Raw genomic sequence first — 23,445 nt, 5'->3', positions numbered from 1 at the left:
GGACTTGGACGCGACGCCGCTGCGCCTGAATCCCGGCGACGACCTGCGCCGCACGCTCGATGCAGCGCTGGCATTGCACGGCTGTGCAGCCGCATTCGTCGTTGCGGGCATTGGCAGCCTGAGCGCCGCACGCCTGCGCTTTGCCGGCGTCGAGACGCCGGAGGCGCTCGCGGGTGACCTGGAAATCCTCACACTCTCCGGCACCCTGTCTCCCGACGGATCGCACCTGCACATGAGCGTCGCCGACGCGCAAGGCCAGATATTCGGCGGCCATGTCGCGCCCGGCTGCGTGGTGCGAACGACCGCCGAAGTGCTGGTGGCGTGGCTGCCGGAATGGCGATTGACTCGAGAGTTTGATGCGGCCACCGGCTACGCCGAACTGACCATCCGCAAAGCCGAAGATCGCTAGTCGCGCCCTGCCGCCAGCCGCCGCTCCAGCCACACGCTGTAGCGCGACAACCCGAAACAAAGCACCCAGTAGACCAGCGCGATGAACAGGTAGCCCTCGAGGTAGAAGGGCCGCCACGTCGGGTCGCCACCGAGCGCGAGGCCCAGCGCGCCCGTCAGCTCGAACAGGCCCACCACCGTGACGAGCGAGGTGTCCTTCAGCGTGCCGACCACGTTGTTGGTCAGCGCCGGCACGACGAGGCGCAGCGCTTGCGGCAGCACGATGTCGCGCTGCACCGGCCAGCGGCCGAAGCCGAGCGCCATCGCGACCTCCGTCTGTCCGCGCGGCACCGCCTGCAGGCCGCCGCGGATGATCTCGGCCAGATAGGCCGCGACGAACAGCGAAAGTCCCGCGAGCACACGCAGCAGCACGTCGGGCTGCCATCCCGCGGGCCACAACAGCGGCAGGAGGAACGAGGCCATGAACAGGACCGAGATCAGCGGCACGCCGCGCACCAGCTCGATGTACGTCGCGCAAAGGGTGCGCACCACCGGCCATTGCGACCGCCGGCCCAGCGCCAGCAGCAGCGCCAGCGGAAAGGCAAGGGCAAGCCCGACCACCGCCAGCCCGATGGTCAGCGGCAAGCCGCCCCAGCGATTGGTGGGCACCGGCTCCAGGCCGAGGACGCCGCCACGCATCATCGCGACGAAGAACGCGAGCACCACGACCCACAACGGAAACAACCACCACCGCCAAGTACGCGGCCAGGCGCTGAGTATGGTGGTCAGCGACAGCACGGTGACGGCGATCGCCGGTCGCCACTGGTCCTCATAGGGATAGCGGCCGAACAGGATCGGCCGCCACTTTTCGGCGATCACACCCCAACAGGCGCCATGCTGCACCGCGCGGCAGGCTTCCGCGTCGGGACGGAACACGGCGTGCAACACCGCCCAGTCCACCGCGTGATAGCCGGCCCAGGCGAACAGGAGCATCAGCACGATCGTCGAAACCCCGCGAACTGGCGAGCCCCACAGCTCCTTGCGCCATGCGATGGCCGGGCGTGTCGCGCCGATCAACGCCATCCTCTCAGCGCGACGCGCGTGTTGTAGCGATTCATTCCGGCCGAGATGACAAGCGACAGCGCGAGATACACCACCATGATCACGGCAATGCATTCAAAGGCGCGACCCGTCGAGTTGAGCGAGGTGTTGGCGATCGATACCAGCTCCGGATAGCCCACCGCCACGGCCAGCGACGAGTTCTTCGTCAGGCTCAACAACTGATTGGTCAGCGCCGGCACGATCACGCGCAAGGCCTGCGGCATCACCACCAGCCGCAGTTGCTGCCACGACGACAGGCCGAGCGCCTGCGCCGCGAGCTTCTGGCCCTGCGACACGGAGGTGATCCCGGCACGCACGATCTCTGCAACGAAGGCCGCGGTGTAGAGCGCCAGCGCGATCACGACCGCGAGGTATTCCGGACTCAATGCCGCGCCGCCGCTCACGTTGAAGCTGCCGCGCTCGGGCCATTCGAAGTGGCTGGGCCACACGGCGCCCTCATCCGCGACCGGCCACGGCATCGAGAGCCCTCCCTTGCTGAGCCAGAAGCCCGGCAACAGTTCGAGCGGCTCCGTCGAATCAGGCAGCAGCTGCGTCAGCGCGAAGTACAGCATCAGCAATTGCACCAGCAGCGGAACATTGCGCACCGTCTCGACGTAGGCACCGCACAGGCCCCGCACGAGCACATGCGGAGCGAGACGGCCGATGCCGATCAGCGTCCCCAGCAGGACCGCAATGACGGCTGCGGGAACCGCCGCGCGAATGGTATTGATCAGTCCGGCAAGAAAGGCTCGCCAGAAGGGCTGGCCCGCGTGGAAGTCGAGCCAGCCTTCGGAGATCTCGAATCCGGCAGGCTGCAGGAGAAAGTCGAACCCGGATCGCACACCGCGCGCGCGCAGCACTTCGAGCGCATGGTGCACGAGCCAGAAAGCGCCGCCCGCCACCACCGCAATCAGCAACGCCTGTGCCGCCCAGGCCAGCCAGACGCCGCGGCGCCCATCGGGCGCCGGACCGATGTCCGAGCGGCCCGGCGCCGCGCTCATCGCACCGGCAATCCGTACATCAGCCCGCCCTTGTTCCACAGATTGTTCGTTCCGCGCGGCAGCTTGAGCACCGACTTCGGTCCGACATTGCGCTCGAAGATTTCACCGTAGTTGCCCACCGCCTTGATCGCGCGGTAGGACCAATCCTTGTCCAGGCCCAGCAGCTTGCCCAGGTCATCGCCGGTGCCGACCAGGCGCTGTTGCGCAGGGTCCTTGCTGCCTGCCTTGAGCTCGTCGATGTTGGCCTGGGTGACGCCGTACTCCTCGGCCTCGATCAGCGCATTGGGCACCCACTTGGCAATGGCGAACCATTCGTCGTCGCCACGGCGCACCAGCGGTGCGAGGGGCTCCTTCGAGATGAGTTCGGGAAGGATGACGTAGTCGTCCGGGTTGGGCGCCTCCTTGTTGCGCAGGCCCGCGAGCGCCGAGGTGTCCGTGGTGAAGGCCTGGCAACGGCCGGCGAAGAAGGCCTTGAACGAGGCTTCGAAGCTCTCGAACACGACCGTCTTGACCGGGATGTTCTGTGCCTTGAAATAGTCGGCGACATTTTTCTCGTTGGTGGTGCCCGACTGGGTGCAGATGGTGGCGTTCTTGAGTTGCTTGGCGCTCGTCACCTTGATCTTCTTCGGCACCAGGAAGCCTTGGCCGTCGTAGTAAGTGATGGTCGTGAAATGAAAGCCGAGCGATGCGTCGCGCGTCAGCGTCCAGGTGGTGTTGCGCGCCAGGATGTCGATCTCGCCGGCCTGCAGGGCCGAGAAGCGCTGCTGCGAGTTCAGCGGCACGAACTCCACCTTCTTGCCATCGCCCAGCACTGCTGCCGCGATGGCGCGGCAGGTGTCGACATCCAGCCCCGACCAGTTGCCCTGCGTGTCGGGCGCCGAGAAACCGGCCACGCCGTTGGTCACGCCGCACTTGACCGTGCCGCGTTGCTTGACCGCGTCGAGTGTCTTGCCCGCAAAGGCCGGTGCGGCCACGAAGGCCAGGGCGGCGGCGGCAGCGGCAAGTGCCGGACGGAAGCATTGATTCATTCGGGGATCCTCTTCTCTCTCTTCGAAATGGAAGCAGCGGGCAGTTTACGGGCGGCCGCCGGAGTCTGCCAAAGAACCTTCGGTCGGAAGCAAATTCGCCGGAACGCCCTCCTTATCGACCACAATCGCGCCTGATTTTTCAACTGAAAGGCTTTCTCATGATCCGTTCCGACGACACCGGCAAACTCGTTCTGCGCCTCGCCCTCGGCATCCTGATCCTGCTGCACGGCATCGCCAAGATCACAGGCGGGGTCGGCGGCATCGCAGGCATGCTCACTTCACATGGGCTGCCCGCTGCGCTGGCCTATCTGGTCTTTATCGGCGAAATCGTTGCACCGGTCCTGATGATCGTAGGCATCTACACGCGTCCGGCGGCGTGGATCACGGTCATCAACATGCTGGTCGCCATCTGGCTCGTGCACCTCAAGGACATCGGATCGCTCGGCAAGTCTGGCGGCTGGGCCCTGGAGTTGCAGGGATTGTTCCTGTTTGCCGCCTTGGCAGTCGCCCTCCTCGGCGCCGGTCGCTTTAGCGTCGGCGGCACCAGCGGCAAGTACAACTGAAGGGACTGGCGGCGGGGGGCGTCAGTCGTCCTCGCCCGCATCGAGTCCTGGAAACAGGACCTCGGTGTAGCCAAAGCGCGAGAAATCGCGCATCCGCATCGGGTAGAGCTTGCCCAGCAGGTGGTCCACCTCGTGTTGAACGACCCGGGCGTGGAACCCGCTCACGGTGCGGTCGATCGGGTCGCCAAACGGGTCGAAGCCCGTGTACCGGATGTTGGCAAAGCGCGGCACCACGCCGCGCAGGCCCGGCACCGACAGACACCCTTCCCAGCCCTCTTCTTCCTCGACGCCGATCGGTGTGATGATGGGGTTCACGAGCACCGTTCGCGGCACGACCGGCGCGTCCGGATAGCGCGGATTGACTGTGTCGGTCCCGAAGATCACGACCTGCTGGTCGACCCCTATCTGGGGCGCGGCCAGACCGGCGCCATTGACGACATGCATGGTCTCGAACATGTCGCGCACCAGCAGGTGCAGTTCGTCGGTATCGAAGGCAGCAACCGGCCGCGCAACGCGCAGCAGGCGGGGGTCGCCCATCTTGAGGATTTCACGAATGGCCATCGCGGGATTATCGCGGTGGCGCGGCTCCGAGGACCGGGGCGGCAGTCTGCCGCGCGCCGCTACCGCCTTCCGCCGCGGCCTCCGTAGTAGCCCCCGCCGCGCGCATAGTTACCGCCGTAGTAACCGCCCCGGCCGTAATAGCCCGGATGCCCGTAGTAGCCCGGATGCCCGTAGTAGCCCCCACGCCCGTAGTAGCCCCCGCGCCCGTAGTAGCCGTAGTAAGGCCGCCCATAGTAACCACCCCAATAGGCCGGGCGCCCCCAATAGCCGCCCCCCCAGTAGTTGCCCCAGCAGCAGCCCGCGCCGACATAGACCGAGGGCGACACGACCACCGGTCCCGGTTCGACGTAGTACGGATAGCCGCCGGCGGCGTAGTACGGGCCAGGGGCCACACAGCCGCCCAGAAAAGCGGCGGCACCGATGGCGATGCCGGCGGACAGAGAGCGAATTCGGACCATTCGAGCCTCCTGGGGTCATCCAGCCGTTCAACGGACCGCGAGCGCCGCTGTTGACAGGGCAAATCCCAAAGGCCCTACGGTAGACCCTTTTCGAGGATCTCGAGCATCTGCGCCTCGTCGATCACCGCCACGCCCAGGTCGCGCGCCTTGTCGAGCTTGCTGCCGGCCTCGGTGCCTGCCACCACGTAGTCGGTCTTCTTGCTCACGGAGCCGGCCACCTTCGCGCCGGCGGACTCCAGTTTGTCCTTGGCCTCGTCACGGCTCAGCGTAGGAAGCGAACCGGTGATCACGAAGGTCTTGCCCGCCAGCGGCTTCGGCGCGCGCGCGGCGGGCTCGCCCTCTTCCCAATGCACTCCGCAGGCCCGGAGCTGCTCGACGACTTCCCGGTTGTGCGCCTGGTCGAAGAAGGTGCGCAGGCTGGTCGCGACCACAGGCCCCACATCGTTGACTTCAAGAAGCTGCTCCTCGGTCGCGTCCATGATCGCGTCGAGCTTGCCGAAATGCTTGGCGAGATCCTTGGCGGTGCTCTCGCCGATGTGCCGGATGCCCAGGCCGAACAGGAAGCGCGGCAGCGTGGTCTTCTTCGAGGCCTCCAGCGCATCGATGATGTTTTTCGCCGACTTGTCCGCCATGCGGTCCAGGCCGGCCAGCGTGCTGAAGCCGAGTTTGTACAGGTCGGGCAGCGTGCGGATCAGACTGGTATCGACGAGTTGCTCGACCAGTTTGTCGCCGAGGCCCTCGATGTCGAGCGCGCGTCGCGCCGCGAAATGGAGGATGGCTTCCTTGCGCTGCGCGCCGCAGAACAGGCCGCCGGTGCAGCGGTAGTCGACTTCGCCCTCCTCGCGCAAGGCATCGGAGCCGCACACCGGGCACTGGCGAGGCATGGTGAAGGCCGCGCCGCGCTGGTCGTCGGGCCTGGCCGCACTTTCGGGCAGCACGCCGACCACTTCGGGAATGACGTCGCCCGCGCGCCGCACGATGACCGTGTCACCGACGCGCACATCCTTGCGCCGCGCCTCGTCCTCGTTGTGCAGCGTGGCATTGGTCACCGTGACGCCGCCCACGAACACCGGCGCCAGCTTGGCGACCGGCGTGAGCTTGCCGGTGCGGCCCACCTGCACCTCGATCGCCAGCACCTCCGTGAGCTGTTCTTGCGCCGGGTACTTGTGCGCCACGGCCCAGCGCGGCTCGCGCGAGACAAAGCCGAGTTGCCGCTGCAGCTCGAGGCTGTCCACCTTGTAGACCACGCCGTCGATGTCATAGGGCAGCGCATCGCGCTGGCGCCCTGTCGTCTCGTGGAATGCGATCAACTCGATCGCACCGCGGGCACGCGTGGTCTGTGTCGCAACCGGAAAGCCCCAGGCGTGGAACTGCTGGAGCCAGTCGAACTGCGTCGGGCAATCGGGGCCGCCCTGATCGGGCGGCGTGACTTCGCCGAGACCATAGGCGAAGAAGCTGAGCGGCCGGCTGGCCGCGATCGCAGGGTCCAATTGGCGAACCGCGCCGGCCGCTGCGTTGCGCGGGTTCACGAACACCTTCTCGTTCTTCTGGCCTGCCGCGATCTTCTCGCGCTGGCGCTCGTTGAGGGAATCGAAGTCGTCGCGCCGCATGTAGACCTCGCCGCGCACTTCCACCACCGGCGGAATCTCCGACGCCTTGCCCTGCAGGCGCAGCGGAATCTGCTGGACCGTGCGGATGTTCTGCGTGACCTCCTCGCCGATCTCGCCGTCCCCACGCGTCGCAGCCTGCACCAGAACGCCGTTCTCGTAGCGAAGGTTGAGGGCCAGCCCGTCGAATTTGAGCTCGCAGACGTATTCGACCTTGGGGGCGTCCTCGGCCAGGCCAAGCTCCTTGCGCACGCGCGCGTCGAAGGCGCTGGCGCCGGCGGGCGTGATGTCGGTCTCGGTACGGATCGACAGCATCGGCACCTTGTGGCGCACCTTGATGAATCCATCGAGCGGTTTGCCGCCCACGCGGTGTGTCGGCGAATCGGGCGTACGCAGGTCGGGGTATTCGGCCTCGATCGCCTGCAGGCGCTGGAAGAGCTTGTCGTACTCCGCGTCCGGCAATTCCGGCGCATCGAGCACGTAGTAGAGATGAGCGTGGCGATGCAGCTGGTCGCTCAATGCGGCAGCCTCGCGAGCCGCGTCTTCGTGCTTCGTCGTCATGGGAACCTCTAGCTGAAGAGTCGACGTGCCAGCGGAGAACCAGCGGAAAGATCGCGCGAATCCAGCGTGTCGTAAAGCTGTTCGAGGTCGCCGCCGATCGCATCCATGGTCTCGTCTCGCAAGGGCTGGCCATCGCTGTCGGTGACGACGCCATCCATCTCGCGCGCGAGCGTGGCGGCGGCTTCGCGCATGCGCTCGAAGGGCCGCTCGCTGCGGTCCACCTGCGGCACGTCGAGGCTCAGCGTCAGTTCGCGGATGGCGGATTGCGCCGGGTCGTCGGCCAACGCGGCCTGCGTGTCGAAAGACAGGCCCAGGATCGGTGGCAGTCCCACTTCGCCCGCTGGAAGCACCATGCGCCCCGGAATGATGCCGGCCACGAACCCCAGCCGCGCGGCGTTCTGCTGAACGTAGCCCGGGCTCCACGCGGCATGCCGCGCACGCAGCACGAAACCCAGCTGCGCATCGTGCGAACTCGCGAACTGGTCGAGTTCGCGGGCCCGCCCCACTTCGTCGAGCATTTCCGGAAATTCCGGCGCTCCGTTAACTGCATCGGCAAAGGCCTGCGCCTTGACGACGAATTCGGAGTATTCGATCTCGTTGAGCGCGCCCGTGCGATTGGCCAACTGCACGCCCACCTGGAAGGCACCGTAGCGCTGGCCGGGCACCGCCGGCTCCCATTCGCCCGTGTGTTCGTTGAGGCCTTCGACCGCGACCGGCTTGCTGCCGGCGCGGCGCGTGGCGGGCATGGCGGCGATCGCGGCATCACCCGAGGCAAGCCCGTCGAGCGACACCGGTGCGATCACGTCGATCAACGGATCGAGGCCGCCGCGGCGGTCTGCCGCGGGCACTGCCAGCGCTGTCGGCGCAGGCAGGTCGGGGTCGAACAGCGGCTCGTGCCGCTCGTTGCCGGGCACCTGGTGCGGGTCGACGTGGAGCACTGGCTCATGGTCGCCCTTTTGCTGCGGGATTTCGGAGTCGGGCGGCTCGCTGTCCTTGGCATCCGGCTGACGCGGTGCATTGCGATGCGAGGTCCAGGCGTTGTAGCCGACCACGGTGGCAAGGACAAGTCCGCCAAGAATGGCGAGGGCGACGGTGAGGCTGCTCATGGATCGCGTCGACTCAGGCTGCTTCGACCATCGAGACGGCCGATTCCATGTCCACGGCGACGATGCGCGACACGCCCTGCTCTTGCATGGTCACGCCAATGAGTTGTTCGGCCATTTCCATCGCGATCTTGTTGTGGCTGATGAAGAGAAACTGGGTTTCGCGGCTCATGGCCGTCACGAGCTTCGCGTAGCGCTCGGTATTGGCGTCGTCCAGCGGCGCATCCACTTCGTCCAGCAAACAGAACGGCGCGGGGTTGAGCTGGAAGATCGCGAACACCAGCGCGATGGCGGTCAGCGCCTTCTCGCCGCCCGACAGCAGATGGATGGTCTGGTTCTTTTTGCCCGGAGGCTGCGCCATCACCTGCACGCCGGAGTCGAGGATTTCGTCGCCGGTCATCATGAGCTTGGCGTTACCGCCACCGAACAGCTCGGGGAACATGCGGCTGAAGTGCTCGTTGACGATCTTGAAGGTGCCGCCGAGCAGATCGCGCGTCTCGGCGTCGATCTTGCGGATCGCATCTTCCAGAGTGCCAATGGCTTCGTTCAGGTCGGCCGACTGCGAGTCGAGGAAGGTCTTGCGCTCGCGCGCCACGTTCAGTTCGTCGAGCGCCGCGAGGTTGACGGCGCCGAGCGATGCCACTTCGCGGTTCAGGCGATCGATCTCGCTTTGCAGGCCGGTGAGCCGCACCTTGTCGGTTTCGATCGACAGCGCAACCGCTTCGAGATCGGCCTCTGCATCGGTCAGCAATTGCTGGTACTGCTCGAAGCCCAGGCGCGCCGCCTGCTCCTTGAGTTGGAACTCGGTGATGCGCTGACGCAGCGGGTCGAGTTCGCGTTCGAGCTGGAGGCGGCGCTCGTCGCTGGCGCGCAGCTTGAGCGTAAGGTCGTCGTACTGGCTGCGGGAGGCGCCGAGCGCGGATTCGCGTTCGAGCTTGAGCGACAGAGCATCCTGCAGACCGGCCTGCGCCGCCGCGTCGGACAGGCGACCGAGTTCGGCGCGGGCGCGTTCGTCTTCCTCGTTCAGCGAGACGGTCTGCTGCGTGGCCGTTTCGATGGCGCGGCTGAGTTCGCCGCGGCGCGCTTCGAGCGTGCGCTGCGAGAAAGTCGCTTCCTGTGCCTGGCGCTCCAGGCTGCGATGCTGCTCGCGGCTCGCGGCCAGAGCGCGGCCTGCCTCGATCACGCGCTCGTCCAGCTGCGCGTGGCGCTCCTGGCTGTCGGCGAGCTGCATGTCCAGCTCTTCGAAACGCGACTCGGCGGCGATGCGCCGTTCCTGCAGTTCCTCGAGTTGTGCGTTGACCTCGCCGAGGTCATTCGACAACTGCTCGCTGCGCGCCCGCGTCTGCTCGGCCAGTTGGGACAGGCGCAGTGTCTCGACCTGAAGCTCGTGCGCGCGCGACTGCGTGTCGGCGGCTTCGCGGCGCGCCGTGACGAGGCGCTGTGTGGCGTCACCGTAGGCCGCCTCGGCGCGCGCGAGCGCGGTACGCGACTCATCGGCGATGAGCGTCTGGGCGCGCAACTGGCGCTCCAGGTTCTCCATCTCCTGCTGGCGGGCCAGCAGACCGGCCTGCTCGGAGTCCTGGGCATAGAAGCTCACGCTGTGCGCAGTGACCGCATGCCCGCTCTTGACGTACATCACCTCGCCGGGCTGAAGCTTCTCACGCTGCGCGAGTGCATCCTCCAGCGTCTCCGCCGTGAAGCAGCCATGCAGCCATTCGCCCAGCAAGGCCTGCTGGCCGGCATCGCTGAGACGCAGCAGTTCCGACAGACGCGGCATCGTGGCCGCGCCCGGCGGCACGCCAGCCACTGGCGGAGTGTAGAAGGCCAGCTTGGCCGGCGGCGCGTCACCACCAAACGCGCGGACCATGTCGAGGCGGCTGACTTCGAGCGCGCCCAGTCGCTCGCGCAATGCGGCTTCGAGGGCGTTTTCCCAGCCCTGCTCGATGTGGATGCGGCTCCAGAGGCCTTGCAGGCTTTCGAGTCCATGCTTGGCAAGCCAGGGCGCGAGCTTGCCGTCGGTCTTGACCTTTTCCTGGAGTGCCTTGAGTGCTTCGAGCCGTGCCGAGAGCTCCGCATGGCGGGCGCCCTCGGTATTGACGGCCTGCTGGCGCGTGCGGCGATCGTCATCGAGTTGCGGCACCGCTTCCTGCAAGTCCTGCAATCGCGCGTCGGCTTCGGCGGACGCCTCCTGCGCTGCGGCGAGTTGCTCCTGGAGATCTCGCAAGCGCGCTTCGTCGGGCGCGGCCAGCGCGTTCTGGTCGCTGCGCAGACGCTCTGCGCGCTGATTGAGCTGACGGCTTTGCTCTTCGATGTTGCGCTGGTCGGCCGCGAGCACCTGGATCTGCTGCTGCACCTGAGCGACCGTCGTGCGCTGGGCGTTGGCCTCATCTTGCGCGCGCTGTTGCGCGTCCTCCAGCTCGGGCATGCGCGCGTCGTGCTCTTCGAGCTGGGCGGCCAGCAATTCGGCCTGCTCTTCGGCGTTCACGCCCTGGCCGGCCAGGGTCTCTATCTCGGCCTCGGCATCCTCGCGGCGGGCGCTCCACTGCGCGATCTGTTCGCGCAATTGCACGAGGCGCTGTTCGACACGCTGGCGACCTTCGACCACGAAGCGGATCTCGCCTTCGAGTCGGCCGACCTCCGCGCTGGCCTCGTACAGCTTGCCCTGCGCCTGGTTGACCTGGTCGCCGGCCGCGTAGTGCGCCTGCCGGACGGTTTCGAGTTCGGCCTCGATATGGCGCAGGTCGGCCGTGCGCGATTCGAGGTCGTTGATGGCCTTCTCGGCGTCCGCCTTGATGCGGCTCTGGTCGGATTCGCTTTCGGTGCGCTTCAGGAACCACAGCTGGTGCTGCTTGCGCGTGGCATCGCCGGTCAGCGAGTTGTAGCGCGCGGCGACCTCGGCCTGCTTTTCCAGCCTTTCGAGGTTGCTGTTGAGTTCGCGCAGGATGTCTTCGACGCGCGTGAGGTTCTCGCGCGTGTCGCCGAGGCGGTTCTCGGTTTCGCGGCGGCGCTCCTTGTATTTCGAGACGCCGGCAGCCTCTTCGAGGAAGAGCCGCAGTTCCTCGGGCTTGGATTCGATGATCCGGCTGATCGTGCCCTGGCCGATGATCGCGTAGGCGCGGGGGCCGAGGCCGGTGCCGAGGAACACGTCCTGCACGTCGCGCCGGCGCACCGGCTGGTTGTTGATGTAGTAGCTGGAGTTGCCGTCGCGGGTCAGCACGCGCTTGACCGCGATTTCCGCGAACTGGGCCCACTGGCCGCCAGCGCGATGGTCGGCATTGTCGAACACCAGTTCCACACTCGAACGGCTCGCCTGCTTGCGCGTGGTCGTGCCGTTGAAGATGACGTCCTGCATCGACTCGCCGCGCAACTCGGAGGCGCGCGATTCGCCGAGCACCCAGCGCACGGCGTCCATGATGTTCGACTTGCCGCAACCGTTGGGGCCAACCACACCCACGAGTTGGCCCGGCAACAGGAAATTGGTGGGTTCGGCGAACGACTTGAAGCCGGAAAGCTTGATGGAATTAAGACGCACGGCGGGTCAGCCCTAAGGCAAGGTGTTGATTTGTAAGGAGATTTCGCTGGCCTGGACCCGGAAGATCGGCCGCCACCTGAGGCGAGGATGATAACGTGCGAGCCATGAGCGAGACCCCCGTTTTCCCTGCCTTCCGACGCCGTGGCCTGCTGCTTGCCGCGGCCGTCGCGGCGATGGGCGGGGCCGGATGCGCATCCACCGAACGCGCCGAACCCTACGCCAACAACGAATGGCTGCAGACGGGCAGCAATCGCATCGCCACCTCGCGCTGCGCGACAACCTCCAGTCCGTCCGCCGGGTACAGGTGTCGCTGTACCGGCGCAATCCGCGCGAATGGCGAAAGTGGGCCGCCAGTTCGGACGACGCCGTCCAACGAACCTGGGATTCGATCTCGCAGGAAACCGCCCTGCCCCAACTGCGAGGCGCGACGGGCATCGACGCCATCCGGCTGGCCTTCGAGACGACCGTACCGAAGGCCTATGAGGGTGACCGCGTCGCGGCACTGGTGGTGGGCTGGGCGTCCCTGCTCAAGCAGGCCAATGGCAACACCTGGGACCAGACCATGCTCGATGGGGTGAACGCCGAGAACAGCTTTCGTGCCGCACGCAATGTGGAAATCTCTCTCTGGCTCATCGGCTCCAAGACCGGTCCCGACGGACAGCCCCTGCTGCTGGCGACCGAGATCAGCGAACGCGGGCGCAACCTGGTGGTGGATCGAGAGTTGTCCAAGGTGGTCGCACGACTTGACCTGCTCGCCGCACAGGCAGACGAAAAATACCGCCGCGCCGCGCTCGACTTCAGCCAGAACTGGTTTCTGGGTAGTCTCGGGCCGTTCTTCTCGATGGTGCCCAAGAACTGATGCCGACGATGCCAGCCCAAGCCCTTTCGCGTGCACTGCGTATCGCGCTGATGGCGCTTTGCGTCATGGCGAGCGGTTGCGGGCTCCTCCAGGCCGACCAGCAAATGAGGCGGCTGGGCGACGCGATGTACTTCACCGGAATCGTCGAGACCGAGAAAGAGGCTCGCGGCCCCATCGTGGTCGTGCTGTACCGGCTCGGTGCCAAGCCGGAACCCGTCTTCCTCGACGTGATTCCGAGAAGCCGGGGTGTCTATCACCTCGCAGGCCCGCCAGCGCAGTACGGGATCCTCGCCTTCGAGGACGTCGATCGCGACATGGTCTACGCAGCCGGCGAGCCCGCGGTGCTCTACGAAGGCACCGCGCTGGGCATTGAGGCGGTCGACGATCCGCCCACCTCGGCGAAGGGCCTTGGCCGCATCCGGATTCCAGCCACAGCAACCGCCAAAACCCTGCCCCCCGTCTTCGACGAGGCCTATGCCGCACTCGTGCGTCGGCGCAACGAGGGATTCGGCGCACAGGCCACCATCGACGAAGGCCGATTCGCACCGAACCGGGTGCGCGAAGGCCTGTTCCAGCCCCTGCGATTCATCGAGGAAGGCCGCGCCGGCCTCTTCATGCTCGAACCCTACGACCCGAAGCGGATTCCAGTGATCTTCGTGCACGGGGTCGGCGGATCGCCCCGCAACTGGGAATACGTCATCGACAAGCTGGATCGAACGCGCTTCCAGCCGTGGGTCTTCTTCTATCCGTCGGGCTTTTCCATCGGCCTTTCAGCCTTGTTCCTGAACAACGCCGTCGACGAACTTCACTACCGATATGGCTTCCCCACCAGCATCGTCGTCGCGCACAGCATGGGAGGGCTGGTGGCCCGTGGGGCGTTGAACATCATCGTGCGCGAAGGCCGCACGCCGCCGGTGCATCACGTGGTGACGATCTCCACGCCGTGGTTGGGCCATTCGGCCGCACGGTGGGCGGACATCGGGCCGACGCGCGTTCCCGGCTCATGGCTCGACATGGCCCCGAACTCGCCATACCTGAGCGAACTGATGGTCAATCCACGGCCTGCCGACATCCGGTACACGCTGTTCTTCGGCTTCGGCGGCCCTTCGCGCTTCGTCGCCGGCAACAACGACGGCTCCGTATCGCTGGACAGCGTGCTGGCGCCCGACATTCAGGCCCGCGCGAACTACGTCTTCGGCTTCGACGAGGGTCACGTCTCGATTCTTCGGTCGAGCGAGATGATCGACAAACTCATGCAGCGCATGCGCGATGAGGCGAACCGGCTCCCGGCCACCCACTGAAGCCTAGAACCACACCGCGTCGGGATGGCGCCTGCGCCATGACACGACGCTGGCATTGGATTCGATGTGCTCGGCCAGTCGCGCCCGGTGAGCAGGCGTGAGCGGCAGTTCCTTCGACAGGACGGGCCATGTCCTCATGGCCTGATCGACGCAGTTCGCGACAACCTCGGAAAGCCGCTTTTCAGGGATGTCCCACGCGTTGGCAAGTTGGCGCAGCGTTGCAGGCGTCAACAGGGTCCGGTCCTTCTGGCCGGGGAAGAACTGCAGGCCGTGCCCCGAACCCTTGAAGTACACGCCATAGGCAACGATGTCGTAGGCCTTCGACAGTTCGGGCCAGATCTGGCCCGGCGGGTAGATCAGGCTGAAGTTCTTCAGGTGCGCGTCGTAATTGCCGAGCAGCTCCGAGACCTTGATGCGCCTCAGCAGTTCGGCCACGTCGGCCTCCCCCTTGGCCGAGCGACGCTTGAGCAGCAGGCCGATGGCTGCGTAGGTGCCCGAATACTTGTACTCGGACGGCGTGCCCGTGACCTGCGCGAAATCCTCCATGTGCAGGCGCCGGGTCTCGGTGTCGACGTCGCGATCGAAACGGGACACCAGCAGGAAGTTGCGTTCGTCTTTCTGGAGTGCATAGGGCAACTGGTCCGCGATGGCCGACAGCGGTTGCAGAGAGGCCTCGCAGGTGTTCACGCCGGCTGCCGCAGCCAGCTTCAGTGAGCTGTATTCGACCTCGGGCAGCCGGTCGTATTCGGCCGTCGGCAGCTTGCCGATGAAATGCTTTTCGTCCGATTGCCTGGAGCGCATCACATAGCGCCCCGGCCCGCCGTGCACCAGCGCCATCTTGGGTTGCACGCCCGAGATCGAGGTCTGTTGCGGCGTCGGCACCTGCCCCGAACTCATTTCGTAGCTGTCGCGGCTCTGGCCGATCAGGCGCCCGAGTGCGCTCTCCTCCAGCGTCTCCGCGTCCGCCCAGACATCGCCGGGAAGATCGCCTCCGCAGGCGGCCAGGAGGCCGAGCTCGTCATTCGGTTCCAGACCGATGTCTCCGACGAGTTGCTTGCGCAGCGGCCCCTCGGGAAGCAGATTCTGGAAGAAGGGCGGCAGGCCGAACTTGCCGTCGCCGCGGTTCACGTCAAGGGCCGGGTCCAGCAATTGCGCGACGGTGGCGGCCTCGGCCTCGGCGATCGCCTGCGCCATTCTTTCGCTGCTGCCCGCAATGGCCGGCGCAACCACGTAAAGCTGCGACAGGACGGGACGCTTCGGGTTCTTCGCGTACTCGTCGTCGAACCTGAAGTACACCCGCCCATCGTCCAGCCCGAACAGAGAGCCGACATCCGTCCTGCCCCGCCGGATGCGCAGCGACCGTACGACGCTCATCGGATCGGCCTGGCCTGCGGGCTTCTCCGAGACCTTGGCATCAGGCTGTCGACCTCCTCCTGCAGGCCCGTGAATCTGGTGTCGATGTCGCCGCGGGTCAAGGCTGCGACCGCCTGGGGCACGAATTGCATTTCCAGCTCGAGCGTCCTGAGCAGCGCCAGCAAGGTGTTCAGTTCGACATTGCCGCGCCCGGCCTCCAGCGCGCCGAGGGTGTTTCGGGAAACGCCGGCTTTCAGCGCCAGTTCGGACGCCGTCATGGCCCGCTCCTTGCGCGCCTGTCGCAAGAAGCGGCCGATTTCGGCGAGATTGGTCATGCCCATTACATTGTGCAAGTATTAATTATGTAAATCATGTTGCGCAGATAGAGGGATCAAGTCAAGACTGTTTGCGTATCACGATGCCCACATTCGAATTTCGCATATTTTAATGGGCAAAGTGCGCAACGAGCGCTGTCTCGATAACTCGGCCCCTAGAATGATTCGCACATTCCAACCCATTCACCCAGGAACCTCATGAGCTCCATCAATTTCATCGGCGGCGAAAAGGGCGGTGTCGGCAAGTCGGTCACGGCACGGGTTCTGGCGCAGTATTTCATCGATCACAGCCGGCCCTTCGTCGGCTTCGACACCGATCGCTCGCACAGTTCCTTCACCCGCTTCTATGAAGGCTTCGCCTCGCCGGTGGTGGTGGACAGCTTCGAGGGCCTCGACACGGTCGTGAACGGTTTCGAAACCAATCCGCAGCAAAGCGTGATCGTCGACCTGGCAGCGCAGACGCTGGCGCCGCTGTCGCGCTGGATCAAGGAGTCCGACCTGTTCGACGTGTTCGCCGAACTTGGCGTGGCGGTCAACTTCTGGCACGTGCTCGACGACGGCAAGGATTCGAGCGACCTGCTGGGCGTGCTGATCGACACCTTCGGCGATCGACCGAACTACATCGTCGTGCAGAACTACGGCCGAGGAAGCGACTTCGGTCTGCTGCTCGGATCGCAGTCGCTCAGCAAGGCGACGGCGAACGGCGCTCGCGTGATTGCCCTGCCCCGGCTGCACGACGCCAGCATGCGCAAGATCGATGCGCGCAACACGAGTTTCTGGAAGGCGGTCAACGACCGCGAAGGACCGCACGCGCTGGGACTGCTGGAACGCCAGCGCGTGAAGACCTGGCTCGCAACCGCCTACGCGGCCTTCGACACGCTTCCGCTCTGACGACGGAACAGCAGAGCCAGCAACAACACCGCGAACACGGTGAAGGCTATGAAGGACCAGTTCGCGATCGACAGCCCGAGGAAGGTCCAGTCGATCTGAGAGCAATCGCCGGCGCCGCGGAAAATCATCGGCAGGGCGCGCTGCAGCGGGAAAGTCTCGATCATTCCGTAGATGTCGCGTCCGCAGGACACGACTTCCGGCGGGTGCCATTGCAGCCAACTCTGGCGCGCGGCGGTGTAGGCGCCGCCGACGGCCATGATGAGCCCCAGCAGCGATCCGGTCACCTGCAGTCCCCTGCGATTGCTGGCAGCCGCGAGGCCCGCGAAGATCGCGACCAACACCAACGCGTAACGCTGCACGATGCACATCGGGCACGGCTCGAGGCCGACAACATGCTGCAAGTACATCCCGAAGGCGAGCATCGCCACGCAGGCAGCGAATATCAGAGCGAACGCGCGCCGAGGCGCACCAAAATACCAATCGATCAAGGCGAAACCCATTCTTCAACGAACACCCGGGCCTTGCGCGGCGTGGCGACGACGGTGTCGCCTTCCTTCAGGCCCAGGTCCCGGAACTGTTGCGCAGGGAGTTGCGCTTCGATGATGGTTCCGGAGCCCGGATTATCTGGATTCGATTCGACCGGTTCGAGTTCCAGCCGCGCGATGGGGCCGACGACGATGGCGCGGCTCAAGGTCGCGACGATGCCGGTCGCGCCCGCCGTGTAGCGTTCGATGTGCAGGTCGTGCGGACGCACATAGGCCAGCGCCTTGCCATCTCCAAACGCGCTCTCCTGCGTCTCGATGCGGATGCCCTCGACGTGCACTTCGCCCTCGTGGGCGCGGCCGTGGAACAGGTTCACGTCGCCGAGGAAGCCGTAGACGAAGGGGCTCGCGGGATGGTCCCACACGTCCTGCGGAGATCCGACCTGTTCGACCTTGCCGCTGTTCATCAGCACCACGCGGTCGGCGACTTCGAGCGCCTCTTCCTGGTCGTGCGTGACAAAGATGCTGGTCACGTGCAGTTCGTCATGCAGGCGACGCAGCCAGCGGCGCAGTTCCTTGCGCACCTTGGCGTCGAGAGCGCCGAAAGGCTCGTCGAGCAGCAGCACTTTCGGCTCCACCGCCAGCGCACGCGCCAACGCGATGCGCTGACGCTGGCCACCGGACAACTGCGACGGATAGCGGTCGGCCAGCCAGTCGAGTTGGACCAGCTTGAGCAGGTCGTGAACCTTGGACTTGATCTGCGCCTCGCTCGGCCGCGCGCTGCGTGGCTTGACGCGCAGGCCGAAAGCCACGTTCTCGAACACGGTCATGTGGCGGAACAGCGCGTAGTGCTGGAAGACGAAGCCCACCTGGCGTTCGCGCACATGCACGTCGGTAGTGTCCTCGCCCGAGAACAGGATGCTGCCGGTGTCGGCAGTCTCCAGCCCCGCGATGATGCGCAGCAGCGTGGTCTTGCCGCAGCCCGAGGGGCCGAGCAGCGCGACCAACTCACCCGACGAGACGTCGAGGCTCACATCGCGCAGCGCGTGGAAGTCGCCGAACTGCTTGCTGACGTTGCGGATTTCGATACTCATGATTTCTCTCTTTCAGGTCGCGACGGCCGTCGGTCGTTCGGGCGGCAGGTCGGCGATGGCCTTCATCTCGCGCTCGTGGCGCCATTCGACGAAGGACTTGATGACGAGCGTGACCAGCGCCAGGATCGCGAGCAGCGAGGCCACCGCGAAGGCGGCGACGGACTGGTATTCGTTGTAAAGCACTTCCACATGCAGCGGCATGGTGTTGGTCTGCCCGCGGATATGGCCCGACACGACCGACACCGCACCGAACTCGCCCATGGCGCGCGCGTTGCAGAGGATCACGCCGTAGATCAGCCCCCACTTGATGTTGGGCAGCGTCACGCGCCAGAAGGTCTGCCATCCGGTCGCGCCCAGCACGATCGCTGCCTGCTCCTCCTCGGTGCCTTGCGCCTGCATCAGCGGAATCAGCTCTCGCGCGATGAAGGGAAAGGTCACGAACACGGTCGCGAGCACGATGCCTGGCACGGCGAAGATGATCTTGATGTCATGCGCCGCGAGCCACGGCCCGAACCAGCCCTGCGCGCCGAACACCAGCACGTAGATCAAGCCCGCCACCACCGGCGACACCGCGAAGGGCAAATCCACCAAGGTCGTGAGAAAGGCCTTGCCGCGGAATTCGAACTTCGCGATCGCCCAGGCGGCCGCGATGCCGAAGACGAGGTTCATGGGCACCGCGATCGCTGCCGTCAGCAGGGTCAGGCGGATGGCGCTCCACGCATCGGGTTCCTTCAACGCATCGACGTAGGCGCCGAAGCCCTTGCGCAACGCCTCGGCTGCGACGGCAGCCAGCGGCAGCACCAGGAACAGGAACATGAAGGCCATCGCGATGCCGATCAGCGTCCAGCGCACCCATGCCGACTCTGTCGTCCCCGCCTTTTCTCGGCGAATGGTCCTGGCGTTCGCGCTCATGTCGAGGCTCCCGAGCGACGGCGCTGCCATGCCTGCAGCCCGTTGATAACCAGCAGCAGGACGAAGGAGATCACCAGCATCACCAGCGCCACGGCCGTCGCACCCGCGTAGTCGTACTGTTCGAGCTTGCCGATGATGATCAGCGGCGTGATCTCCGAGATCATCGGCATGTTGCCGGCAATGAAGATCACCGAACCGTACTCGCCGATCGCACGTGCGAAAGCCATCGCGAAGCCGGTCAGCAACGCCGGCATGATCGACGGCAGGATCACCTTCATGAAGGTCTGAAGGCGCGTCGCGCCGAGGCTTGTCGCGGCTTCCTCGAGTTCTTTCTCGGTATCTTCAAGCACCGGCTGCACCGTGCGCACCACGAAGGGCAGGCCGATGAAGATCAGCGCAATCACTACGCCCGCCGGCGTGAAGGCTAGCTTGATGCCCAGCGGTTCGAGGAACTGACCCACCCAGCCGTTGCCGGCGAGCAGTGCGGTCAGCGAGATGCCGGCCACCGCGGTGGGCAGTGCGAACGGCAGGTCCACCAGCGCATCGACGATGCGCTTGCCCGGAAACTTGTAGCGCACCAGCACCCACGCGACGAGCAGGCCGAACACGAGGTTGACCAGCGCAGCGAACAGCGAGGCACCGAAGGTCAGCCGATAGGACGCCATGACGCGCGGCGCAGTTACTGCCACCCAGAAGTGCTCCCAGCTCATCGTGAAGGTCTTGAAGACCAGCGCCGACAAGGGGATCAGGACGATCAGGCTGAGGTACAGCAGCGAGTAGCCGAGCGTCAGGTGAAAGCCCGGAAGCACGCGCCGGGACACACCTTTGGTCCCCGCGCGCGCAAGCGGCGCCGCCGAGGACGGCAGCGCCGTGGAAATGGCACCGCTCATTTACTTCGCGCCAGGCGTGTAGAGCTTGTCGAACTGGCCGCCGTCGTTGAAGTGCACCTTCTGCGCTTCGCTCAGGCTGCCGAACAGTTCCTGCACCGTGAAGAGCTGCACCGGCTTGAAGGTCGAAGCGAACTTCTTGAGCACGGCTTCCGAACGCGGGCGCAGCGCGTGCTTGGCGGCAATCTCCTGCGCTTCATCGGAGTAGAGGTAGTCGAGGTAGGCCTTGGCGAGGTCGCCGGTGCCCTTCTTGGCGACCGTGCGATCGACCACCGCGACCGGGTTTTCGGCCAGGATGCTGATCGACGGGTACACGGCATCGACCTTGCCCGCGCCGAACTCGCGATCGATGGAGACCACTTCGGATTCGAAGGTGATCAGCACGTCGCCGATGTTGCGCTGCAAGAAGGCCGTCGTCGCATCGCGGCCACCCCGAGCGAGGATCGGCACGTTCTTGAACAGCTTGCCGACGAACTCCGCCGCCTGCGCGTCGGTGCCGCCCTTCTTCTTCACGTAACCCCAGGCCGCGAGGTAGGCGTAGCGCCCGTTTCCACCCGTCTTCGGGTTGACGATAACGACCTGCACGCCGGGCTTGATCAGGTCGTCCCAGTCCTTGATGCTCTTCGGGTTGCCGTTGCGCGTCAGGAACAGCATGGTCGAGGTGGTGGGCGCGGCGTTGTACGGAAACCGCTTGGCCCAATCCTTGGCAACGACGCCGGCATTGGCGAGGAATTCGATGTCGGTGGTGGTGTTCATCGTCACCACGTCGGCTTCCAGGCCGTCCGCCACGGCGCGCGCCTGGGCGCTGGAGCCGGCGTGCGACTGGTCGATCTTGACGTCCTTGCCCGTGGTCTTCTTGTAGTGGGCCACGAAAGCGGCGTTGTAGTCCTTGTAGAACTCGCGTGCCACGTCGTAGGAGACGTTGAGGAGGCTGGTCTGGGCCGAAGCGGCGCTGCTGGCAGCGAGCACCAAAGCGCCGAGGATCGTCTTGATTCTGGAAGTCATAGAGTTGCCAAAGGTTCGAAATTGCGACGGCCGTCCAGGAGTGTGGTCGGCTCGTCCGTCAAGGATTGGAGCAGTGCCAGGCCCAGAGGCCAGTCGCCATGCCCGGAATCGATGTTGATGTGGCCGGCATTCTGCATCCGAACGAATTCGCTTCCCCAGGCGCGGGCATACGCGCCGGCCAGGCGCACGGGGCAATAGGGGTCGTTGCTGCTCGCCACGACGATGCTCCGGTACGGCAGCTTCGCATAGGGCACGGGTGCGAAATCGGTCAGGACGGCACGGCGTTCAGGGTCGGCCGGCGCCACCAGCAGTGCGCCACTGATGCGCGCCGCAGCGGCTTCGGACAGGTGCGTGGTCGCGATGCAACCCAGACTGTGGGCGGCGATCACCACAGGGCCTGGGCTTTCGAGCACCAGCTTTTCGAGCGAGGCGACCCACGCCGCGCGAACCGGTGTGATCCAGTCGTCCTGCTCCACGCGCACCGCGCCCTGCATCCGCTCGGCCCACAGGCTTTGCCAATGACCCGGACCGGAGTCGCGCCAGCCCGGCACGATGACGATGGTCGGTCGTGTCACGCGGGAAGGATGAAGTTGGGGGCGATGTCGCCGAATCGCAGGGTCGCCATGGTCGCTCTTGGATAGGAGGGGGACCGGCGATTCTCCAAAGCATTGCTTCAATGACAAACGAATATCTACTTGTTTGAATATGGTGTTTTTCGCATAAGGACTCAGCCGGCAAGGTCGTGAGGCTCATCGCTGTCCAGGTTTTCCACCAGAAAGTCGATCAGACGCCGCACCGCCGGTACCAGCGCGCGGCGGGCCGGAAACATGACGTGGGTGATGCCCGGTGCGGGCCCCCAGCCCGGCAGCACCTCCACCAGCACTCCGGATTTGAGTTCGCTGCGGCACATGTAGTCGGGGAGCACCGAAGCGCCAGTCCCCTGAACGACCGCGAACTTGAGCGTCAGCAGGTCGTCGGCGATATATCGCGGCGTGTGGGTATGCACGATCACCTTGCCCGCCGGGCCTTCCAGCCGCCAGTTGGCCCGGCCGTCGCCCGTGGACATCGCCACTGTGTCGATCTTGTGCAGGTCCGCCGGTACCAGCACCGGCCCCTGGCGCTGCAGCTGTTCGGGATTGCCGACCAGGATTCCCCGGCTGATGCCAAAGGTCTTTGCAACCAGTGTGGCGCTGTCCTCGATCTCGGGCCGCACGCGCAGCGCGAGATCCACGCCCTCCTCGACCGGATCGACCGGCCGGTTCAGTACGCGCATCTCGACGCGCACTGCCGGATAGCGCGCCATGAACCGTGGCATGAGCGGGCCGACACTGCTTTGCGCCAACGTCACGGGGCAACTCAGGCGCACCGTGCCGCTCGGTTCGGTCTGCACCTGCGCGACCGCTTCGGCCGCCGCCTGCGCCGCATCGCGCATCGCGGCGCAATGCCGCAAGTAAATCTCGCCGGCGGGTGTCAGAGACAAGCGCCGGGTGCTGCGCTGCATCAGTTGCACCCCGAGTTCGGCCTCCAGTTCGGCCACGCGCCGCGAGAGTCGTGATTTCGGGATACCCAAGGCCCGACTGGCCGCGGCAAAGCCGCCTCGCTCAGCCACCTCGGCGAAAAACACCATGTCGTTCAGGTCTTGCATCGCCTCATTGTCCTATTCATGGAACGAATTAGGCCATTTTTGCCGACTTATCAAAGAATCGCTACAAAAATAGAATTCTTCCCACGCCGACCGATTAGTGCCGGCACTTTTCAAGAAAGTTGATCATGAAACTGCTGCACGTCGATTCCAGCGTCCTGGGAACCAACTCCGTTTCCCGCCAGCTCACCGCCGAAGTGGTGGCCGAATGGCGCAAAAGCCACCCCAACACGACCGTCGAATACCTCGACCTCGCGGTGGACACCCCCAATCACTTCAATGCCGACGCCCTCGGCATCAAGGTCGGCGTGCAAGCCGAGCCGACCGAAGCCCAGCGTCGCGAAAACGAAGTCTCCGAACGCCTGGTGAGCCAGTTCCTGGCCGCGGACGTGATCGTTGTCGGCGCCCCGCTCTACAACTTCACGGTGCCGACCCAGCTCAAGGCCTGGATCGACCGTCTCGCACAAGCCGGCCGCACCTTCACGTACACCGACAAGGGCCCGGTCGGCCTGGCTACCGGCAAGACCCTGATCGTCGCGTCGACCCGCGGCGGCATCTACTCGACCAGCGAAGGCGGTCAGGCGATGGAACACCAGGAGAGCTACTTGAAGGTGGTCTTCGGCTTCTTCGGCGTGACCGACGTGCGCTTCGTGCGCGCCGAAGGCGTGGCGATGGGCGATGCGCCTAAGGCCGCTGCGATTGGCTCGGCCCGTGCCGACATTGCCGCAGCCATTGGCCAGGCAGCGAACCAGGATCAAGCCATCCTGGCAGCCTGACCCTCC

General features: G+C 65.5%; 23 protein-coding genes. 6 read left to right on the top strand and 17 right to left on the bottom strand.

The window, feature by feature from the left end:
- Positions 1 to 4 precede the first annotated feature (4 nt).
- Positions 5 to 409 (top strand): PPC domain-containing DNA-binding protein, encoded by a 405-nt coding sequence (locus tag QTI24_RS03400; protein ID WP_286598323.1) that lies wholly within the window; start codon positions 5 to 7, stop codon positions 407 to 409.
- On the opposite strand, the gene QTI24_RS03395 is transcribed toward QTI24_RS03400, so the two are convergent.
- The 3 genes from QTI24_RS03395 to QTI24_RS03385 are packed head-to-tail and all read right to left on the bottom strand — an operon-like array spanning position 406 to position 3,517.
- Positions 406 to 1,470, bottom strand: a complete 1,065-nt coding sequence (locus QTI24_RS03395) for an amino acid ABC transporter permease (protein WP_286598322.1) — start codon at positions 1,468 to 1,470, stop codon at positions 406 to 408. The genes QTI24_RS03400 and QTI24_RS03395 overlap by 4 nt on opposite strands.
- Entirely contained in the window at positions 1,461 to 2,489 is a 1,029-nt protein-coding gene (locus QTI24_RS03390; RefSeq protein WP_286598321.1) for an amino acid ABC transporter permease, read from the bottom strand. The genes QTI24_RS03395 and QTI24_RS03390 overlap by 10 nt, the downstream gene beginning before the upstream one ends.
- A complete protein-coding gene (locus QTI24_RS03385) occupies positions 2,486 to 3,517 on the bottom strand; it encodes an amino acid ABC transporter substrate-binding protein (protein ID WP_286598320.1) in 1,032 nt (343 codons plus the stop codon). Before QTI24_RS03385 ends, QTI24_RS03390 begins: the two co-directional genes overlap by 4 nt.
- Positions 3,518 to 3,675: 158 nt before the next feature.
- Between QTI24_RS03385 and QTI24_RS03380 the strand changes: the two genes are divergently transcribed.
- Entirely contained in the window at positions 3,676 to 4,080 is a 405-nt protein-coding gene (locus QTI24_RS03380; RefSeq protein ID WP_286598318.1) for a DoxX family protein, read from the top strand.
- A 21-nt stretch (positions 4,081 to 4,101) separates the two neighbouring features.
- Here QTI24_RS03380 and def read toward each other — a convergent pair whose 3' ends face one another.
- From def to smc, 5 genes are all read right to left on the bottom strand, one after another.
- Positions 4,102 to 4,641, bottom strand: a complete 540-nt coding sequence (gene def, locus QTI24_RS03375) for a peptide deformylase (protein WP_286598317.1) — start codon at positions 4,639 to 4,641, stop codon at positions 4,102 to 4,104.
- 59 nt (positions 4,642 to 4,700) lie between these two features.
- The gene (locus QTI24_RS03370; protein ID WP_286598316.1) at positions 4,701 to 5,099 is read right to left on the bottom strand and encodes a hypothetical protein; all 399 of its coding nucleotides are present in this window, start codon (positions 5,097 to 5,099) and stop codon (positions 4,701 to 4,703) included.
- Positions 5,100 to 5,173: 74 nt separating this feature from the next.
- Entirely contained in the window at positions 5,174 to 7,267 is a 2,094-nt protein-coding gene (ligA, locus tag QTI24_RS03365; RefSeq protein ID WP_286598315.1) for an NAD-dependent DNA ligase LigA, read from the bottom strand.
- Positions 7,268 to 7,275: 8 nt separating this feature from the next.
- On the bottom strand, positions 7,276 to 8,373 hold the full coding sequence (locus QTI24_RS03360) for a cell division protein ZipA C-terminal FtsZ-binding domain-containing protein (protein ID WP_286598313.1): 1,098 nt from the start codon (positions 8,371 to 8,373) through the stop codon (positions 7,276 to 7,278).
- A 13-nt stretch (positions 8,374 to 8,386) separates the two neighbouring features.
- Positions 8,387 to 11,902, bottom strand: a complete 3,516-nt coding sequence (gene smc, locus QTI24_RS03355; protein ID WP_286598312.1) for a chromosome segregation protein SMC — start codon at positions 11,900 to 11,902, stop codon at positions 8,387 to 8,389.
- A gap of 229 nt (positions 11,903 to 12,131) precedes the next feature.
- On the opposite strand from smc, the gene QTI24_RS03350 reads away from it, so the two are divergent.
- Together QTI24_RS03350 and QTI24_RS03345 are read left to right on the top strand one after the other, a co-directional pair.
- Positions 12,132 to 12,761 (top strand): hypothetical protein, encoded by a 630-nt coding sequence (locus QTI24_RS03350; protein WP_286598311.1) that lies wholly within the window; start codon positions 12,132 to 12,134, stop codon positions 12,759 to 12,761.
- Positions 12,762 to 12,769: 8 nt separating this feature from the next.
- Positions 12,770 to 14,062, top strand: coding sequence for an esterase/lipase family protein (locus tag QTI24_RS03345; RefSeq protein WP_286598310.1), 1,293 nt, complete (start codon positions 12,770 to 12,772; stop codon positions 14,060 to 14,062).
- Between the two features lie 3 nt (positions 14,063 to 14,065).
- On the opposite strand, the gene QTI24_RS03340 is transcribed toward QTI24_RS03345, so the two are convergent.
- Both QTI24_RS03340 and QTI24_RS03335 read right to left on the bottom strand, forming a co-directional pair.
- Positions 14,066 to 15,436 carry a type II toxin-antitoxin system HipA family toxin gene (locus QTI24_RS03340; RefSeq protein WP_286598309.1) on the bottom strand — a complete coding sequence of 457 codons (1,371 nt, stop codon included), beginning with the start codon at positions 15,434 to 15,436 and terminating at the stop codon, positions 14,066 to 14,068.
- Complete coding sequence (locus QTI24_RS03335) at positions 15,433 to 15,750, bottom strand: helix-turn-helix transcriptional regulator (RefSeq protein WP_286598308.1); 318 nt, start codon at positions 15,748 to 15,750, stop codon at positions 15,433 to 15,435. The genes QTI24_RS03340 and QTI24_RS03335 overlap by 4 nt, the downstream gene beginning before the upstream one ends.
- 198 nt (positions 15,751 to 15,948) lie before the next feature.
- Here QTI24_RS03335 and QTI24_RS03330 point away from each other — a divergent pair, with 198 nt between their 5' ends.
- Positions 15,949 to 16,641: a P-loop NTPase family protein gene (locus QTI24_RS03330; RefSeq protein ID WP_286598307.1), complete on the top strand. Its 693-nt coding sequence runs from the start codon at positions 15,949 to 15,951 to the stop codon at positions 16,639 to 16,641.
- On the opposite strand, the gene QTI24_RS03325 is transcribed toward QTI24_RS03330, so the two are convergent.
- From QTI24_RS03325 to QTI24_RS03295, 7 genes are all read right to left on the bottom strand, one after another.
- Positions 16,611 to 17,141: a disulfide bond formation protein B gene (locus QTI24_RS03325; RefSeq protein ID WP_286598305.1), complete on the bottom strand. Its 531-nt coding sequence runs from the start codon at positions 17,139 to 17,141 to the stop codon at positions 16,611 to 16,613. The genes QTI24_RS03330 and QTI24_RS03325 overlap by 31 nt on opposite strands.
- Positions 17,126 to 18,217 (bottom strand): sulfate/molybdate ABC transporter ATP-binding protein, encoded by a 1,092-nt coding sequence (locus QTI24_RS03320; RefSeq protein ID WP_286598304.1) that lies wholly within the window; start codon positions 18,215 to 18,217, stop codon positions 17,126 to 17,128. The genes QTI24_RS03325 and QTI24_RS03320 overlap by 16 nt, the downstream gene beginning before the upstream one ends.
- A gap of 12 nt (positions 18,218 to 18,229) precedes the next feature.
- Positions 18,230 to 19,129, bottom strand: a complete 900-nt coding sequence (gene cysW, locus QTI24_RS03315; RefSeq protein WP_286598303.1) for a sulfate ABC transporter permease subunit CysW — start codon at positions 19,127 to 19,129, stop codon at positions 18,230 to 18,232.
- Positions 19,126 to 20,019: a sulfate ABC transporter permease subunit CysT gene (gene cysT / locus QTI24_RS03310; RefSeq protein WP_286598301.1), complete on the bottom strand. Its 894-nt coding sequence runs from the start codon at positions 20,017 to 20,019 to the stop codon at positions 19,126 to 19,128. Before cysT ends, cysW begins: the two co-directional genes overlap by 4 nt.
- The gene (locus QTI24_RS03305; RefSeq protein ID WP_286598300.1) at positions 20,020 to 21,021 is read right to left on the bottom strand and encodes a sulfate ABC transporter substrate-binding protein; all 1,002 of its coding nucleotides are present in this window, start codon (positions 21,019 to 21,021) and stop codon (positions 20,020 to 20,022) included.
- Positions 21,018 to 21,596, bottom strand: coding sequence for an RBBP9/YdeN family alpha/beta hydrolase (locus tag QTI24_RS03300; RefSeq protein ID WP_286598299.1), 579 nt, complete (start codon positions 21,594 to 21,596; stop codon positions 21,018 to 21,020). The genes QTI24_RS03305 and QTI24_RS03300 overlap by 4 nt, the downstream gene beginning before the upstream one ends.
- A gap of 152 nt (positions 21,597 to 21,748) precedes the next feature.
- Complete coding sequence (locus QTI24_RS03295) at positions 21,749 to 22,666, bottom strand: LysR family transcriptional regulator (RefSeq protein WP_286598296.1); 918 nt, start codon at positions 22,664 to 22,666, stop codon at positions 21,749 to 21,751.
- A 125-nt stretch (positions 22,667 to 22,791) separates the two neighbouring features.
- Between QTI24_RS03295 and QTI24_RS03290 the strand changes: the two genes are divergently transcribed.
- Complete coding sequence (locus QTI24_RS03290; RefSeq protein ID WP_286598295.1) at positions 22,792 to 23,439, top strand: FMN-dependent NADH-azoreductase; 648 nt, start codon at positions 22,792 to 22,794, stop codon at positions 23,437 to 23,439.
- Positions 23,440 to 23,445: the final 6 nt, after the last annotated feature.

Source organism: Variovorax sp. J22P240, from assembly GCF_030316855.1.
Lineage (GTDB): Bacteria > Pseudomonadota > Gammaproteobacteria > Burkholderiales > Burkholderiaceae_C > Variovorax.
This window is presented reverse-complemented; position numbering and strand designations above follow the sequence as displayed.